Below are 17,030 nucleotides of genomic sequence, written 5' to 3' on the forward strand. Positions count from 1 at the left end.
CGGCTCGGCCGCTCTGCGACGGCCGCCCCCGTTCCGCTGTGCCGCGCGCCGGGCTTCGGCGCGACTCGCGTACGGCCGCTGCTCCTCGTCCGGACCGTACGAGCCGGACGGAGACCCTGTGGCGCCTCGCGGTGCCGCACGGCGGCCGGAGGACGAGCCGGACTGACCACGTCGGGCCGCGGCACGTCCGCCTCCCTGCGGCTGCGGCGGTTTGCGACGGTGCTCGCTCATCGAACGACTACTCCTCGGGCAGGCGCACCTTTGCGCGCCTGGTAAAGGCGGCTGGTTTCCGGTCCCCCCGAAGTACGGATGCGGCCCCTTCCGCATTCACCCGTACTGCACCGGGGACAGGGACGCCCCCAGACGTCACTCGGTTCCCGGTGGTCTGCATGGCGCACACACTACGCACCGTCAAAACCCCCGCGGCCCGAAGTTCACCTCAAATCAGGCAACTTGCTCGCGATGAAACCCTGATGTGACCCCGTTCACCAGTTCCCCCCTTGTCGCACGCAGAAGCTCGTTCTATCGTGCTGATGTATCGAGTCGATACATCAGCGCGGCATAAGGGCGAGAGGAGGCGACGATGAGCCGGAGATCCGGCATCCTCGAGTTCGCCGTACTCGGCCTGCTCCGCGAGTCCCCGATGCACGGCTACGAGCTGCGCAAACGGCTCAACACGTCACTGGGTGTGTTCCGGGCGTTCAGCTACGGGACGCTCTACCCCTGCCTCAAGACGCTGGTCGCCAACGGCTGGTTGATCGAGGAACCTGGGAACGTCGGCGAGGCCGCCGCTTCCCTCACGGGACGCCGCGCCAAGATCGTCTACCGGTTGACGGCCGACGGTAAGGAACATTTCGAGCAGCTCCTCTCCCAGACGGGCCCGGACGCGTACGAGGACGAGACCTTCGCCGCTCGCTTCGCGTTCTTCGGCCAGACGTCGCGAGACGTACGCATGCGCGTGCTCGAGGGCCGGCGCAGCCGGCTGGAGGAGCGCCTGGAGAAGATGCGGTCCTCACTGGCCCGCACCCGGGAGCGACTCGACGACTACACGCTTGAGCTGCAGCGCCACGGAATGGAGTCCGTGGAGCGCGAAGTGCGCTGGCTGAACGAGCTCATCGAGAGCGAGCGGGCGGGGCGGGACCTGAGGGGTTCCGCCGCCGAGGGGACCGCTCAACAGGACACGACATCTGGAGCGACGGGCGGCCTGCCCCGGCCGGGGGACGACCCCCGACCGGATACGCCCGGCGACACCGCCACGTGAGCGCCCAGTCAGGGCCTCACTCGTACACACAGGGAGCAACCGGAATGGGTTCGGTTCGCGTAGCCATCGTCGGTGTGGGCAACTGCGCCGCATCGCTGGTGCAGGGCGTCGAGTACTACAAGGACGCCGACCCGGCGGCCAAGGTCCCCGGCCTGATGCACGTCCAGTTCGGCGACTACCACGTCAGTGACATCGAGTTCGTCGCCGCCTTCGACGTGGACGCCAAGAAGGTCGGCCTGGATCTCGCGGACGCCATCGGCGCCTCCGAGAACAACACCATCAAGATCTGCGACGTGCCGAACAGCGGCGTCCAGGTCCAGCGCGGCCACACGTACGACGGTCTGGGCAAGTACTACCGCCAGACCATCGAGGAGTCCGACGAGGCGCCGGTCGACATCGTCCAGGTCCTCAAGGACAAGCAGGTCGACGTGCTCGTCTGCTACCTGCCCGTGGGTTCCGAGGCCGCGGCGAAGTACTACGCCCAGTGCGCCATCGACGCCAAGGTCGCCTTCGTCAACGCCCTTCCGGTCTTCATCGCCGGCACCAAGGAGTGGGCCGACAAGTTCACCGAGGCGGGCGTCCCGATCGTCGGCGACGACATCAAGTCGCAGGTCGGCGCCACCATCACGCACCGCGTCATGGCGAAGCTGTTCGAGGACCGGGGCGTCGTCCTGGACCGCACGATGCAGCTGAACGTCGGCGGCAACATGGACTTCAAGAACATGCTCGAGCGCGAGCGCCTGGAGTCCAAGAAGATCTCCAAGACGCAGGCCGTCACCTCCCAGATCCCCGACCGCGACCTGGGTGCGGACAACGTCCACATCGGCCCGTCCGACTACGTCGCCTGGCTGGACGACCGCAAGTGGGCCTACGTCCGCCTCGAGGGCCGCGCCTTCGGTGACGTCCCGCTGAACCTGGAGTACAAGCTCGAGGTCTGGGACTCGCCGAACTCGGCCGGTGTCATCATCGACGCCCTGCGCGCCGCGAAGATCGCCAAGGACCGCGGCATCGGCGGTCCGATCCTGTCGGCGTCGAGCTACTTCATGAAGTCCCCGCCGGTTCAGTACTTCGACGACGAGGCCCGCGCCAACGTCGAGAAGTTCATCGCGGGCGAGGTCGAGCGCTGAGCAGCCGCTGACCCCGGTCTGCCGAGGGGTCCCCGGGTCGCATGACCCGGGGACCTTTCCCGTATGTGAGGCTGTGCCCCATGGCCGTCGTCCGTGACCTGCGCGTCCTGCTGCGCCTGAAGGGGTTCCGGCGCCTGCTCGCCGTCCGCCTGCTCTCCCAGGGGGCCGACGGCGTCTACCAGGTCGCGCTCGCCACCTACGTCGTCTTCTCGCCGGAGAAACAGACCTCGCCCGCCGCGATCGCCTCCGCGATGGCGGTGCTGCTGCTCCCCTACTCCCTGGTGGGCCCCTTCGCCGGGGTCCTCCTGGACCGCTGGCGCCGCCGTCAGGTCTTCCTGTACGGCAATCTGCTGCGCGCCGGGCTGGCCTCGGTGACCGCGGTGCTGATGATCGCTTCCGTCCCCGACTGGCTCTTCTACGTCTCGGCGCTCTGCGTCACGGCCGTCAACCGCTTCGTCCTCGCGGGCCTGTCCGCCGCGCTGCCCCGGGTGGTCGACGCCGATCGCCTGGTGATCGCCAACTCGCTCTCCCCGACAGCCGGCACCCTGGCCGCCACCGCGGGCGGCGGCCTCGCCTTCGTCGTGCGCCTCGTGGTCTCGGACTCCGACGCCGCCGTGGTGCTGCTCGGCGCCACCCTCTACCTGTGCGGGGCACTGGCGTCGCTGCGGATCGCCGTGGAACTGCTCGGTCCCGACCCGGCTCGCGTACCGCCCAGGCTGGCCTCGGCGCTCACCGGCGCCGCCCGCGACCTGGTGGCGGGCGTACGCCACCTCGCGGCACCCGCCCGCCGGGAAGCGACCTGGGCGCTCGCGGGCATGACGCTGATGCGGTTCTGCTACGGCGCCCTGCTGGTCATGCTGTTGATGCTGTGCCGGTACTCCCTGACCTCGGACACGGAGGAGGGGCTCGCCTTGCTGGGGCTGGCGCTGGGGGTCTCCGGGGCGGGCTTCTTCGCGGCGGCGGTGGTCACCCCCTGGGCGGCGGGACGGCTGGGGCCCGGCCGCTGGATGGCCGTGTGCGCGGCGGTCGCCACCGTGCTGGTGCCGGCGCTGGGCCTGCCGTTCGCCACGGCGCCCCTGCTCGCCGCCGCGTTCGTGTTGGGCCTGACCACACAGGGGGCGAAGATCGCGACCGACACGGTCGTGCAGTCCTCGGTCGACGACAGCTTCCGGGGCCGGATCTTCTCCGTCTACGACGTCCTGTTCAACGTGGCCTTCGTCGGCGCGGCCGGGGTGGCCGCGCTCATGCTGCCGCCCGACGGCCGGTCGGTACCGCTGGTCCTGACAGTCTCCGTGATCTACGGAGTGGTTGCGGCAGCTATGGCCCGGTTTGAGAGCCGGCAACTGTCACATCAGTGACACAGAGCCCCACCGGGCTACGGAGTTGTCAGTGGGACCCGGTAGCTTACGTGCGTCTTATCTCGCGGCATGTCCGCGACACGCATCTATTTCAGGGGGACCCCCAGTGACCACCCAGCCGCCGCCTCAGGGCAACCCGTTCGCGCAGAACCAGCCGCAGGCTCCGCAGCAGCCCCAGGGGCAGAACCCCTACGCCCAGGGGCAGCCGGGCTTCCCGCAGCAGGCCGGCCAGCCCGGTCAGCCCGGTTTTCCGCAGCAGGGTGCCCCGTACGCTCCGGTGCCGCCGCAGCCGGCCCGCCGCAAGCCGAGCTTCAAGACGATCAAGAACATCGTCATCGCGGTGGTCGTCGTGGGTGTCGCGGTCGGCGGTTACATCGCCAGTCGGGACGACGCCGACACGGCCGCGGTCGGCGACTGCATGCACCGCGGCAGCACCAGCGACACCGACCCGGACCTCGAGGTCGTCGACTGCGGCGACTCGAAGGCCCAGTACGTGGTGCTGGCGAAGATCAAGGGGTCCTACTCCGCTCTCACCGCTGAGAGCAAGTGCACGGAAGCGGCCAAGGACTTCCAGTACTCCTACACCGAGAGCGGCAGCGGCAGTGACTTCCTGCTCTGCCTGAAGGACAAGTAGGGCGCAGTCTCACACGGCGAAGGGGCAGCGATGTTTCACGTGAAACATCGCCCCTTCGCCTGTCCGTCACCTCCGGGTCACGACGCCTGAACGGCCCACCACTCCTTCAGCGCCGCCACCGCCGCGTCGTACTCCATCGGCCCGTGTTCCAGGCGAAGCTCCAGCAGGTGCTTGTACGCCTGCCCGACGGCCGGCCCGGGGCGGATGCCGAGGATCTCCATGATCTGGTTGCCGTCCAGGTCCGGACGGATCGCGTCCAGCTCCTCCTGCTGCTGAAGCTGCGCGATCCGTTCCTCCAGGCCGTCGTACGCACGGGAGAGGGCCGCGGCCTTGCGCTTGTTCCGCGTCGTGCAGTCCGACCGCGTCAGCTTGTGGAGACGGTCGAGCAGCGGTCCTGCGTCCCGGACGTAGCGGCGGACCGCGGAGTCCGTCCACTCACCCGTGCCGTAGCCGTGGAAGCGCAGATGCAGCTCGACCAGGCGCGAGACGTCCTTCACCAGCTCGTTGGAGTACTTGAGCGCGATCATGCGCTTCTTCGTCATCTTGGCCCCGACCACCTCGTGGTGGTGGAACGAGACCCTGCCGTCCTTCTCGAAGCGACGGGTGCGCGGCTTGCCGATGTCGTGGAGCAGCGCGGCCAGCCGGAGGGTGAGGTCGGGCCCCTCGCTCTCCAGGGCCATCGCCTGCTCCAGGACGATGAGTGTGTGGTCGTAGACGTCCTTGTGCCGGTGGTGCTCGTCACGCTCCAGCCGCAGGGCCGGCAGCTCGGGCAGGACCCGCTCGGCGAGGCCCGTCTCCACCAGCAGACTCAGTCCCTTGCGCGGGTGGGGGGAGAGGATGAGCTTGTTCAGCTCGTCCCGGACCCGTTCGGCGGAGACGATGTCGATGCGCCCGGCCATGTCGTGCATGGCCTTGACGACCTCCGGCGCCACCTCGAAGTCGAGCTGTGCGGCGAAGCGCGCGGCCCGCATCATCCGGAGCGGGTCGTCCGAGAACGAGTCCTCGGGGGTTCCGGGGGTGCGCAGCACGCGGGCCGCGAGGTCGTCGAGTCCGCCGTGCGGGTCGATGAACGCCTTCTCCGGAAGCGCGACGGCCATCGCGTTCACCGTGAAGTCACGCCGGACGAGGTCCTCCTCGATGGAGTCCCCGTAGGACACCTCGGGCTTGCGCGAGGTGCGGTCGTACGCTTCCGACCGGTAGGTGGTCACCTCGATCTGCCAGCCGTCCTTCTGCCCCCCAACCGTGCCGAAGGCGATCCCGACCTCCCAGACCGCGTCCGCCCAGGGACGCATGATCTTCAGTACGTCCTGGGGGCGGGCGTCGGTCGTGAAGTCCAGGTCGTTGCCGAGCCGCCCGAGCAAGGCGTCCCGGACCGAGCCGCCGACCAGGGCGAGCGAGAACCCGGCCTCCTGGAAGCGGCGGGCGAGATCGTCGGCGACAGGGGCGATCCGCAGCGGCTCACTCACCGTGCGCTGCTGCTCCTGGCTCAGGGCGCTGGGGCTGACTTCGTTGGCGTTGGGCACAACAGAACAGGGTACGTGGCCCGGGCGGAGACAGGCGCCCCGTTTGATCGCGCACCGAATCCCCCGCTTCCGTACCGCTCCCTTTATAGACGCACATAGCGGGAAGCCCGGCCCGGCCGCGGATCTTGTGGCGTACTCCGCGGCACTTCCCCTCGGCGCACATCGTTACCATGCGTGGACGCACATTCCGACGACCACTGATCACGACGAGGGACGGGCGAGCGCGTGGCCGAGGCGGCAGACTTCCAGGGGACCAGTGCCTCACCTGCCCGCCGGTGGCTGCGGCGCACCACGGCACTGCTCGCCGGGGCGCCGCTGCTGGCCGGCCTGGTCCAGCTGCCCGCCGCCGGCGCGGCGCACGCCGAAGAGGCGACCGCCGCCCTGACCGAATCCGACTCGGGTTCGGTGGCCGTGGCCGTCGACTCGCTCACCCCCTCCGCGCCCACGGACGGGGACACGGTGACCGTGTCGGGCACCGTGACCAACCGCGGCAAGCAGGCCGTCACCGACGCCCATGTGGGCCTGCGCGTGGGCCCACCGGTGGACACCCGTTCTTCGGTCGACGCGATCGCCAAGGACAGCGACGATCTCCAGGGTTCCATCTCCCCGGAGATCGACGACAAGTACACCGAGAAGTTCTCCAAGCTCGCCCCCGGTGTCGCCGAGCACTTCAACATCTCCGTGCCGGTCGACGATCTGAACCTCGGCAACGACGGCGTCTACGAATTCGCCGTCTCGCTGTCCGGTGAGACCTCCGCGCAGCCGTGGGAGCAGATCCTCGGCATCCAGCGGACCTTCCTGCCGTGGCAGCCCGACGAGGCCGACACCCGGACCAAGACCACGGCGCTGTGGCCACTTGTCTCGACGACGCACATGGCCGCCGAGACGGGACCCAACGAGGAGCAGACCCCGGTCTTCCTCAACAACGACCTGGCGAAGGAGATCTCCCCCGGCGGCCGCCTGAACCAGATGGTGGCACTGGGCAAGGACCTCGACATCACCTGGGTGGTCGATCCGGACCTGCTGGCCTCCGTCGACGCCATGACGGGCAGCTACCGCGTCCGGGACGGGGACAAGACCACCGCCGGCACTCAGCAGGCGGTCGCCAAGCAGTGGCTGGCCGACCTGCAGGACGCGGTGGCCGACAAGGAGGTCGTCGCCCTTCCGTTCGCCGACCCCGACCTGGCGTCCCTGGCCCACAACGGCACGGATGTCACCGGTTCGCTGAGTCAGCTCAAGGACGCGACGGACGTCGTCGACAACACGGTCGAGCCGATCCTCCATGTGAAGCCGAACACCGACTTCGCCTGGCCCGTGGACGGCGCGGTCGACCGCTCGATCGTCAAGGTCGCCACCTCCGCGGGCGCCGACAAGGTGATCGCGCGCAGCGACAGCCTCCAGGAGACCAACGGCCTCTCCTACACACCGTCCGCCGCCCGTCCCATCGGCGGCGGCACCACGGCCGTCGTGGCGGACGCCCGGATGTCCACGGCCTTCGAGGGCGACCTGACGAACGCGTCCGCGTCCACGCTCGCCGTGCAGCGCTTCCTCGCCCAGAGCCTGGGCCTGGGTCTGCAGACCGGCAAGCAGCGCAGCGTCGTCATCGCCCCCCAGCGGACACCCACCGGGAGTCAGGCACGGGCGATGGCCGAGGGGCTGCGGGCCCTCCAGAGCGGCACCTGGTCCCAGTCCCAGAAGCTGACGGAGGCCTCCGCGGCCAAGCCGGACCCGGACGCCACTACCAAGATCCCGGGAACCTCCTCCTACCCGTCGGCGCTGCGCAAGAAGGAGCTGCCCCGGTCGGCCTTCGTGGAGAGCGCGCGGACGCAGGACGCGCTGGACAGCTTCAAGGTCGTGCTCTCGGACCCGTCCCGGGTGGTGACCCCCTTCGGACGCGCCCTGAACCGGGAGATGTCCGTGTCGTGGCGCGGCCGGGCCGCCGAGGCGCAGTCGTTCCGCGCCGGAGTGAAGTCGTACCTCGACGGACTGGCCGGCCGGGTCAGACTGATCGACAAGTCGGAGACGAAGCTCTCCGGCCGCAGCGCCACGATCCCGGTCACGGTCCAGAACAACCTCGTGCAGGACGTGGGGCCTCTGGTCCTGCGGCTCACCTCGATGAATCCGACCCGTCTCGAGATCGACGGCGCCGACTACGAGGAGCAGCCGATCTCGGTCTCCGGCGGCCACAGCCAGTCGGTGAAGTTCACCACGTCGGCCAACGCCAACGGCCGGGCGACGGTGATCGCCCAGCTGTACACGAAGGACGGGCGGCCGTACGGCGAGCCCGTCACCTTCGACGTGAAGGTCACCGAGATCACGGCCACGGTGATGCTCGTCATCGGCGGCGGCGTCCTGCTGCTCGTCCTCGCCGGGTTCCGGATGTACACGCAGCGCAAGCGTGCCGCGGCCCGTGCCGCCGAGAAGGGCGAGGACGGCGACTCCGATGAGCCGGAGGCCTCGGACGACTCCGAGAACGGCCCGGAGAACCCGGAGGGGCCCGAGGGGCGTCTCAGGGAGGAGTCCGCGGCACCGGCCCGGGCAGGCGACCCCGAGCAGCCGAGTGACCCGACACCGGACACCGCAGCGGAAAGCACCGACCCGTCCGGCACGGGTGAGAGAGTGGACCGTTGAGGATGTCGTGGCCGGTCGGCCCGGGACGATGAGGTGGGGTAACCATGAACGCGCCGTACGACGGTGACCGCGGTCAGGCCGTGGACGGCTCGGGTCACCCCCAGGGTCCGCCGCCGGATCCCGGACAGACGCCGCCGCAGCAGCCCGCGGACATGTACCTCCAGGACGCCTACGACCAGGATCCCTACCGGGCGCAGGACCTCTCCGCCCAGGACCCGGTCACCGAGGCGCTCTACGACCGCGCCGCGCATCCCCCTCCGCCCCCGGGCACCTACCCGCCTCAGCAGCCGCTGTACTCCCAGCCCTCCCAGTCGCCCTACGCCCCCGACCCCCGCGTCTGGGCCCCGCCCCCGGCCCCCGAACCGGAGGGCCCGACGCAGTACCTGCCGTACGGCGACGACCCTCGGACCACCCAGTTCGTGGGCGTCGACGACCTGGTCGGCCAGGCCGGTGAGCAGCGTCACGAGCCGGACGCCTTCGCGCACCTCTTCCGCGACCAGCAGCAGGGCGGCGGCCACCCCTCGTACGACGACCAGGCGGCCGTGCCCGCCCCGGCCCCGGCGCCGGGACCGTACGGCGGTCCGACGGGGCCGGGGCAGTACGGCACGACGCCGGCCCCGGGGCAGTACGGCGGGCACCAGGGGCCCGGCCCGTACGGGAACGCTCCGGCACACGGCCAGTACGGCGATCCCGCTCCGGCACAGGGGCAGTACGGGAACGCTCCGGCGCACGGACAACACGCGGCGCCCGCACCCGGCCAGTACGCGATGGCACCCACGCCCGAGGCGGCCGAGGCTCCGCTCCAGGAGCCCGCGCCCGCAGCCACCCCGGCCGCGCCCAAGAAGGGCGGGCGCGCGGGGGGCCTGCTGAAGTCGAGCGCCGTGATGGCGGCGGGCACGATGGTGTCGCGGCTCACCGGGTTCATCCGGTCGGCGCTGATCGTCTCGGCTCTGGGCGTCGGGCTGCTCGGCGACACTTTCCAGGTCGCCTACCAGTTGCCCACGATGATCTACATCCTCACCGTCGGCGGCGGCCTCAACTCGGTCTTCGTTCCGCAGCTCGTCCGCGCCATGAAGGACGACGAGGACGGGGGCGAGGCCTACGCCAACCGTCTCCTGACCCTCGTCATGGTTGCGCTGGGCGCGCTGACGGTGATCACGGTCTTCGCCGCGCCCCTGCTGATCCGGCTGCTGTCCAACCCCGTCGCCAGTGACCCGGCCGCCAACGAGGTCGGCATCACGTTCGTCCGCTACTTCCTGCCGTCCATCTTCTTCATGGGTCTGCACGTGGTGATGGGGCAGGTCCTCAACGCCCGCGGCAGGTTCGGCGCGATGATGTGGACTCCGGTCCTGAACAACATCGTCATCATCGTGACCCTCGGGATGTTCATCTGGGTCTACGGCACCGCGGAAAGCTCGGGGATGAAGGTGACGAGCATCCCGCCGGAGGGCGAGCGTCTGCTCGGCATCGGGGTGCTGCTGGGCCTCATCGTGCAGTCCCTGGCCATGATTCCCTACCTGCGGGAGACGGGCTTCCGGCTCCGGCTGCGCTTCGACTGGAGGGGACACGGGCTGGGCAAGGCCGTCACCCTCGCCAAGTGGACGGTCCTGTTCGTTCTGGCCAACCAGGCGGGCGCCATGATCGTCATCCAGCTCTCCACCGCGGCGGGCAAGGCCTCGCCCGTCGACGGCACCGGCTTCGCGGCCTATGCCAACGCACAGCTGATCTGGGGACTGCCGCAGGCCATCATCACGGTCTCGCTGATGGCCGCCCTGCTGCCCCGTATCTCACGCTCGGCATCGGAGGAGGACGGGGGAGCGGTCCGGGACGACATCTCGCAGGGCCTGCGCACGACGGCCGTGGCGATCGTTCCCGTCTCCTTTGGCTTCGTCGCGCTCGGCATCCCGATGTGCACGCTGATGTTCGGCTCCTCGGGCACCAGCGAAGCCACCAACATGGGCTACATGCTGATGGCCTTCGGCCTCGGTCTCATCCCGTACTCCGTGCAGTACGTCGTCCTGCGCGCCTTCTACGCCTACGAGGACACCCGGACGCCCTTCTACAACACCGTCATCGTGGCCGTGGTCAACGCCGCCGCCTCGGGCCTGTGTTACCTCCTGCTGCCCTCGCGCTGGGCCGTCGTCGGCATGGCGGCCAGCTACGGCCTGGCCTATGTGATCGGCGTGGGCATCGCCTGGCGCAGGCTGCGCAAGCGGCTGGGCGGGGACCTGGACGGTGCCCGGGTGCTGCGGACCTACGCCCGGCTGTGCATCGCATCCGTACCGGCCGCCCTGCTCAGTGGCGCCGCCTGCTACGCGATCAGCCGCGCGCTCGGACAGGGCGTCTTGGGATCGTTCGCCGCGCTGCTGGCCGGCGGGGTGCTGCTGTTCGGGGTCTTCTTCGTCGCCGCCCGCCGCATGCGCATCGAGGAAGTCAACTCTCTGGTCGGCATGGTGCGCGGACGCCTGGGACGCTGAGACCCGGGGTAGGCGCACAACCATCGTCCGCCGCTGTGTGTCGTGCATAGCGGCGGACTGTGGGCACAATTGGGTTCGGCGTCGGACGCGCGGATCGGGACTCGGCCGACGCGCACGGATTGGGGAGGCAGGAACGACGGTGGCGGAACGGAGCACAGCTGCCGTCGACGTGGCAGACAACGGCGGCGATGAGCCGCTGACCGCACAGGCGGACCAGTCCACGGCCGACGGGGTGGCCAACAACCGGGAGCGGGACACGGACAGCGACGAGGCACAGGGGAACCCCACGAGCGAGGTATCCGGCAAGGCCTCGTCTCCCGATCTGCACAGCGGGCACAAGCTCGCCAGACGCTACCGCCTCGAGGAGTGCGTCACCCGTCTGGACGGCTTCAGCAGCTGGCGGGCCGTCGACGAGAAGCTGCGCCGCGCCGTGGGAGTCCACCTCCTCCCGGCGGACCACGCGCGAGCCCGGTCCGTGCTGGCGGCGGCACGCTCGTCCGCCCTGCTCGGCGACCCCCGCTTCGTCCAGGTACTGGATGCCGTCGAGGACAACGACCTCGTCTACGTCGTGCACGAGTGGCTCCCCGATGCCACCGAGCTGACCGCGCTCCTCGCCTCCGGACCGCTGGAGGTCTACGACGCCTACCAGATGGTCACTCAGGTCGCGTCGGCCATGGCGGCCGCCCACCGCGAGGGCCTCGCCCATCTGCGTCTCAACCCCAACGCCGTGCTGCGTACGTCGACGGGCCAGTGGCGGATCCGCGGGCTCGCCGTCAACGCCGCGCTGCGCGGCATCAGTTCCGACACTCCGCAGCGCACCGACACCGAGGCCATCGGCGCCCTGCTGTACGCCACGCTCACCCAGCGCTGGCCGTACGAGAACGACGCGTACGGCCTGGCGGGGCTGCCCAAGGACATCGGGCTGATCCCGCCGGACCAGGTGCGGGCCGGTGTCCACCGCGGCCTGTCCGAACTGGCGATGCGGGCGCTGGCCAACGACGGCGCCACCGCCTCCCGTCATGAGTCCCCGTGCACCACGCCGGAGGAACTGGTGAAGGCGATCGGCGAGATGCCGCGCATCCGCCCGCCGGAGCCGGCGTACACCGCACCGCCCCAGTACCAGCGCACGGCCTACCAGCAGGGCGCGTACGGCCGCCCGGCACCGCGTCCCGGTGTCACCCAGCCGGTGCCGACGCCGCCGCCCCCGCTGCAGAGCCGTACCGGCAAGGCCCTGAAGTGGAGCGTCTCGGCCCTGCTGATCGCCGCGCTCGGTCTCGGAAGCTGGCAGCTCGCGGACGCCCTCATGGAACGGGGCGGCAAGGCGGACGACCCGAACAAGACGCAGACGGTGGACGGCGACAACGACAAGAGCCCGAAGCAGCCGGCCAGCCAGCCGATCGCCATCGCGGGAGCACATGACTTCGACCCGTTCGGGTCCGACGGCTCCGAGTACCCGGAGAACGTCGGCAAGGCCTACGACGGCGACCCCGCCTCCTACTGGCAGACGAGCCACTACGCGAGCGCCGACTTCGGCCGGCTGAAGCCGGGCGTGGGCATCGTGGTCGATCTCGGCAAGGTGCAACAGGTCGGCAAGGTGGCCGTCTCGTTCGGTGGGGACACCTCGGTGGAACTCCGCGCCGGCGGAGACACGGACTCGGAGCCGCAGTCCTTTGAGGGCTACACGAAGGTCACCGAGGCGAACGGCACGTCTGTGGAGCTCAAGCCGGACAAGGCACTTCGCACCCGCTACCTTCTGGTCTGGTTGACCAAGCTTCCGGTGACGGACGGGCAGTTCCGGGGCCGTGTCGCCGACATCAAGGTGACCAGCTGAGGGTCGTCGGCCGCAGAGGGGAGGATCCGATGGCGGAGGGCGCCGGATGTGACGGAGTGACCGACCAGGACCTCCTCGCCCGCCACGTCGAAGGCGACCCCGATGCCTTCGGTGAGCTCGTGCGGCGGCACCGGGACCGTCTGTGGGCAGTGGCCCTGCGAACGCTGGGGGATCGTGAGGAGGCCGCCGATGCCGTCCAGGACGCGCTCGTCTCCGCCTACCGGGCCGCCCACACCTTCCGCGGTCAGGCAGCCGTCACGACCTGGCTGCACCGGATCACGGTGAACGCCTGTCTCGACCGTGCCAGAAAGGCGGCCTCGCGGAAGACCGCGCCCGTCGATGACACCGAACGCCTGGAGCAGCTTCTGGAGCCGCACGAGTCGGCCTCCGCTCCCGCCGAGCGCAATGATCTGCACCGCCAGCTGCTGGAGGCCCTGGGTACCCTGCCGGCCGACCAGCGGGCCGCTCTCGTACTCGTCGACATGCAGGGCTATCCCGTCGCGGAGGCCGCCCGTGTCCTCGACGTACCGGCCGGAACGATCAAGAGCCGATGCGCCCGGGGCAGAGCCAGACTCCTGCCGCTGCTCACCCACCTGCGCCCGGACGGCAGTGGCGAGGGCAGGAAGCCCGGCCCGGAGCGGAACCGGACGCAGGGGGCATCCGTCCCACCCGCAGCGGGACCGTCGGAAGCGAAGCCGACGGAAACAGGGCCGAGCGATTCGACCGCAGTGAAGGGCGGAGGTGGACGAGCGTGACGTCGTCGACGACAGACATGACCGGGCACCCTGACGTTGCGGAGATCGCCGACCTCGCCGAAGGCATCCTCCCGGACGCACGGACCGCCGACGTACGGCAGCACCTGGAGCACTGCGCGCTCTGCGCGGACGTCTACGCGTCGCTGGGGGAGATCCAAGGGCTGCTCGGCACTCTGCCTGGGCCAGAGCGCATGCCGGACGACGTGGCCGCCCGCATTGACGCCGCACTGGCAGCCGAGCCGCTACCGGACACCACCACCCGGGAACCACAGCCCGCGGGCGACGGGCCCCGCAGCGACGGCGCGCGTGTTTCACGTGAAACATCGGCACCGGCCGACCGTCCCGCCGGGCACGCTCGCTCCTCCTCCACCGGTCCCGGCCGCAAGGACCGCCGAGGCGGGCGACGCAGGATCGCCGTACTCGGCGCGGTGGCCGCCGCTGCCGCCATCGGGCTCGGCTCGGTCATCGTGTCCTCACTCACCGGGGAGAGTCCCTCCGGCGACACCGCCCACGAGCAGCAGACCGCACTCGCGGACACCTTCTCCGAGGGTCGGCTCAAGGACAAGGTGTCCACCCTCATCGCGGACGGGAGCCCCCAGAACGGGTCCCGCACCCCGCGCAGCTTCGGCATGGAGTCCGAGAACGGTGGCGAGACCACCGAGAACCATGTCTTCAAGCAGCCGACCGTTCCGGAGTGCATCCGGAAGGGAATCGGCCGCGACGACGCGGTGATCGCCACGGAACCGGGCGTCTACCAGGGCAAGGAAGCACTGCTGGTGGTACTGCCCGACGCCGCCCACGACACCCGGGTCACCGCCTATATCGTCGAGTTGGCGTGTGTGGATCAGCCCGCGGTCGGCAAGGCCAAGATCCTTCTGAAGCATTCCTACGCACGCTAGTAGCGCCCTGGACCCCTCCTCTTAAGGCAGGCCGGTCCTGACGCCGTGTGCCCGGGCACAGCGGGAATGCGCGCCCCGTAGGATCCGTTAGGTGGGGTGAGAGTTCCGAGTGCAGCTCCACCCGGCCCTGAAGACGCAGTCCAGAGACGAGGAATGAAGCCGTGAGCGACGTCCGAAACGTGATCATCATCGGCTCCGGGCCCGCCGGCTACACGGCGGCGCTCTACACCGCGCGAGCGTCGCTGAAGCCGCTGGTGTTCGAGGGAGCCGTCACCGCGGGCGGAGCACTGATGAACACCACCGAGGTGGAGAACTTCCCTGGCTTCCAGGACGGCATCATGGGTCCCGAGCTCATGGACAACATGCGCGCCCAGGCGGAGCGCTTCGGTGCCGAGCTGATCCCGGATGATGTCGTGGCCGTCGACCTCAGCGGTGAGATCAAGACCGTCACCGACACCGCGGGAACGGTCCACCGCGCCAAGGCCGTCATCGTCACCACTGGTTCTCAGCACCGCAAGCTCGGTCTCCCGAACGAGGACGCGCTGTCCGGCCGCGGTGTCTCCTGGTGCGCGACCTGTGACGGCTTCTTCTTCAAGGACCAGGACATCGCCGTGATCGGCGGCGGTGACACCGCGATGGAGGAGGCCACGTTCCTCTCCCGCTTCGCGAAGTCCGTGACGATCGTGCACCGCCGGGACACCCTGCGCGCCTCCAAGGCGATGCAGGAGCGTGCCTTCGCCGACCCGAAGATCACGTTCGTCTGGGACAGCGAGGTCGCCGAGGTGCTGGGCGAGCAGAAGCTGGCGGGTCTGAAGCTGCGCAACGTCAAGACCGGCGAACTCTCTGATCTTCCGGTGACCGGCCTGTTCATCGCGATCGGCCACGACCCGCGCACCGAGCTCTTCAAGGGCCAGCTCGACCTGGACCCGGAGGGCTACCTGAAGGTCGACGCGCCCTCGACCCGCACCAATCTGACGGGTGTCTTCGGGGCGGGCGACGTGGTCGACCACACCTACCGACAGGCGATCACCGCTGCGGGCACCGGCTGCTCCGCCGCTCTCGACGCCGAGCGCTACCTCGCCGCCCTCAGTGACGAGGACAAGGCGGAGCCCGAGAAGACCGCCGTCTGACCACCCCATCCCCCGCACCAACCAGTTAAGGAGCCCGCCGTGGCCGGCACCCTGAAGCATGTGACCGACGACTCCTTCGAGCAGGACGTCCTCAAGAACGACAAGCCCGTCCTGGTGGACTTCTGGGCCGCCTGGTGCGGTCCGTGCCGTCAGATCGCGCCGTCCCTCGAAGCGATTGCCGCCGAGTACGGCGACAAGATCGAGATCGTCAAGCTGAACATCGACGAGAACCCGGGTACGGCTGCCAAGTACGGCGTCATGTCCATCCCGACCCTCAACGTCTACCAGGGCGGCGAGGTCGCCAAGACCATCGTCGGTGCGAAGCCGAAGGCCGCGATCGTCCGCGACCTCGAGGACTTCATCGCCGACTGACGATCGTCGACTGACGTTTCACGTGAAACACGAATGGGCCGGCCCTGACGGGTCGGCCCATTTGGATGAGTGCACTCCCCGGTGCCGTCATTACAGCGGACGCAACGCCGGTTCCTTCTGAACGGCGCCGAGCAGACGGTCCAGCGCCATCTCCACGTCTTCTTTCCAGGAGAGCGTGGACCTCAGATCCAGCCGCAGTCGCGGATGCCGGGCATGCGGCCGGACCGTCTTGAAACCCACCGCCAGGAGATGGTCCGCCGGCAGCACACAGGCAGGCTCCTTCCAGCGGGCATCCCCGAACGCCTCGATTGCCTTGAAACCACGGCGCAGTAGATCCTTGGCGACCGTCTGGACCATCACCCGGCCCAGTCCCTGGCCCTGGTACCCCGGCATCACGAACGCGGTCATCAGCTGGACGGCGTCAGAGGAAACCGGACTGGTGGGGAAAGCAGCCGAGCGCGGTACATACGCGGGAGGCGCGTAGAGAACGTAGCCCACCGGCACGTCATCGACGTAGACCACCCGCCCGCACGACCCCCAGTCCAGCAGAACGGCGGAGATCCATGATTCCTTCTCCAGGGCCGGTGTGCCCGCCTTTACCGCGGCCTCGCCACTGACGGGGTCCAGTTCCCAGAAGACGCACGAGCGACAGCGCTGGGGAAGGTCCTGAAGGTTGTCCAGCGTGAGCGGTACGAGCCGGCGCCCCATGAAGGCTGTTCCTCGCTTCCTTCCCCTGCCGCGTCGCGGGCGGCTGTCAGAGCGCTCCGTTCCCTGAGCAGGCTGCCGATGAACCCACCGACCGCGCCCAGCCCCAAGCCCGCGCTCACTAGTCCGGTGCGGCTCATCGTTCGCATGGCCCCTGCCTTCCTCTCAGAGGTACTGCCAGGTGACAACGCCATCTCGATCGCATCGTATCCACGATGCGGTGGACCCGACACCGACGCACAGCAAAGGGCGGACCGTGTTCCGGTATACACCGGACACGACCCGCCCTTGAGGCACCCGAAGCACCCCTGGGTGCTCCCGCTGCCG

13 protein-coding genes are annotated in these 17,030 nt (G+C 69.5%); 11 read left to right on the forward strand and 2 right to left on the reverse strand.

Annotated elements, in window-relative coordinates:
* Positions 1 to 583: 583 nt before the first annotated feature.
* From ACZ6IM_RS22115 to ACZ6IM_RS22130, 4 genes are all read left to right on the forward strand, one after another.
* Positions 584 to 1,261 carry a PadR family transcriptional regulator gene (locus ACZ6IM_RS22115; RefSeq protein WP_052836799.1) on the forward strand — a complete coding sequence of 226 codons (678 nt, stop codon included), beginning with the start codon at positions 584 to 586 and terminating at the stop codon, positions 1,259 to 1,261.
* Positions 1,262 to 1,305: 44 nt separating this feature from the next.
* A complete protein-coding gene (locus tag ACZ6IM_RS22120) occupies positions 1,306 to 2,388 on the forward strand; it encodes an inositol-3-phosphate synthase (protein WP_052836798.1) in 1,083 nt (360 codons plus the stop codon).
* Positions 2,389 to 2,468: 80 nt separating this feature from the next.
* A complete protein-coding gene (locus tag ACZ6IM_RS22125; protein ID WP_052836797.1) occupies positions 2,469 to 3,746 on the forward strand; it encodes an MFS transporter in 1,278 nt (425 codons plus the stop codon).
* A gap of 106 nt (positions 3,747 to 3,852) precedes the next feature.
* On the forward strand, positions 3,853 to 4,380 hold the full coding sequence (locus tag ACZ6IM_RS22130; RefSeq protein WP_469558391.1) for an LppU/SCO3897 family protein: 528 nt from the start codon (positions 3,853 to 3,855) through the stop codon (positions 4,378 to 4,380).
* Between the two features lie 77 nt (positions 4,381 to 4,457).
* On the opposite strand, the gene ACZ6IM_RS22135 is transcribed toward ACZ6IM_RS22130, so the two are convergent.
* Positions 4,458 to 5,903 carry a CCA tRNA nucleotidyltransferase gene (locus ACZ6IM_RS22135; RefSeq protein WP_052836795.1) on the reverse strand — a complete coding sequence of 482 codons (1,446 nt, stop codon included), beginning with the start codon at positions 5,901 to 5,903 and terminating at the stop codon, positions 4,458 to 4,460.
* A gap of 225 nt (positions 5,904 to 6,128) precedes the next feature.
* Between ACZ6IM_RS22135 and ACZ6IM_RS22140 the strand changes: the two genes are divergently transcribed.
* The 7 genes from ACZ6IM_RS22140 to trxA all read left to right on the forward strand — a co-directional run bounded on the left by ACZ6IM_RS22140 (position 6,129) and on the right by trxA (position 15,998).
* The gene (locus tag ACZ6IM_RS22140) at positions 6,129 to 8,534 is read left to right on the forward strand and encodes a DUF6049 family protein (protein WP_469558394.1); all 2,406 of its coding nucleotides are present in this window, start codon (positions 6,129 to 6,131) and stop codon (positions 8,532 to 8,534) included.
* A gap of 44 nt (positions 8,535 to 8,578) precedes the next feature.
* Positions 8,579 to 11,011, forward strand: a complete 2,433-nt coding sequence (gene murJ, locus ACZ6IM_RS22145) for a murein biosynthesis integral membrane protein MurJ (protein WP_052836793.1) — start codon at positions 8,579 to 8,581, stop codon at positions 11,009 to 11,011.
* Between the two features lie 139 nt (positions 11,012 to 11,150).
* The gene (locus tag ACZ6IM_RS22150; RefSeq protein ID WP_052836792.1) at positions 11,151 to 12,842 is read left to right on the forward strand and encodes a protein kinase family protein; all 1,692 of its coding nucleotides are present in this window, start codon (positions 11,151 to 11,153) and stop codon (positions 12,840 to 12,842) included.
* A 29-nt stretch (positions 12,843 to 12,871) separates the two neighbouring features.
* Positions 12,872 to 13,597: an RNA polymerase sigma factor SigM gene (gene sigM / locus ACZ6IM_RS22155; RefSeq protein ID WP_052836791.1), complete on the forward strand. Its 726-nt coding sequence runs from the start codon at positions 12,872 to 12,874 to the stop codon at positions 13,595 to 13,597.
* Positions 13,598 to 13,614: 17 nt separating this feature from the next.
* On the forward strand, positions 13,615 to 14,496 hold the full coding sequence (locus tag ACZ6IM_RS22160) for an anti-sigma factor family protein (protein WP_469558399.1): 882 nt from the start codon (positions 13,615 to 13,617) through the stop codon (positions 14,494 to 14,496).
* A 161-nt stretch (positions 14,497 to 14,657) separates the two neighbouring features.
* The gene (trxB, locus tag ACZ6IM_RS22165) at positions 14,658 to 15,626 is read left to right on the forward strand and encodes a thioredoxin-disulfide reductase (protein WP_052836789.1); all 969 of its coding nucleotides are present in this window, start codon (positions 14,658 to 14,660) and stop codon (positions 15,624 to 15,626) included.
* A 39-nt stretch (positions 15,627 to 15,665) separates the two neighbouring features.
* On the forward strand, positions 15,666 to 15,998 hold the full coding sequence (gene trxA / locus ACZ6IM_RS22170) for a thioredoxin (RefSeq protein WP_003975042.1): 333 nt from the start codon (positions 15,666 to 15,668) through the stop codon (positions 15,996 to 15,998).
* Between the two features lie 90 nt (positions 15,999 to 16,088).
* Here the strand turns inward: trxA and ACZ6IM_RS22175 are convergent, their stop codons facing one another.
* Positions 16,089 to 16,706 (reverse strand): GNAT family N-acetyltransferase, encoded by a 618-nt coding sequence (locus tag ACZ6IM_RS22175; RefSeq protein WP_052836788.1) that lies wholly within the window; start codon positions 16,704 to 16,706, stop codon positions 16,089 to 16,091.
* Positions 16,707 to 17,030: the final 324 nt, after the last annotated feature.

The organism is Streptomyces sp. NPDC042336, from assembly GCF_055581985.1.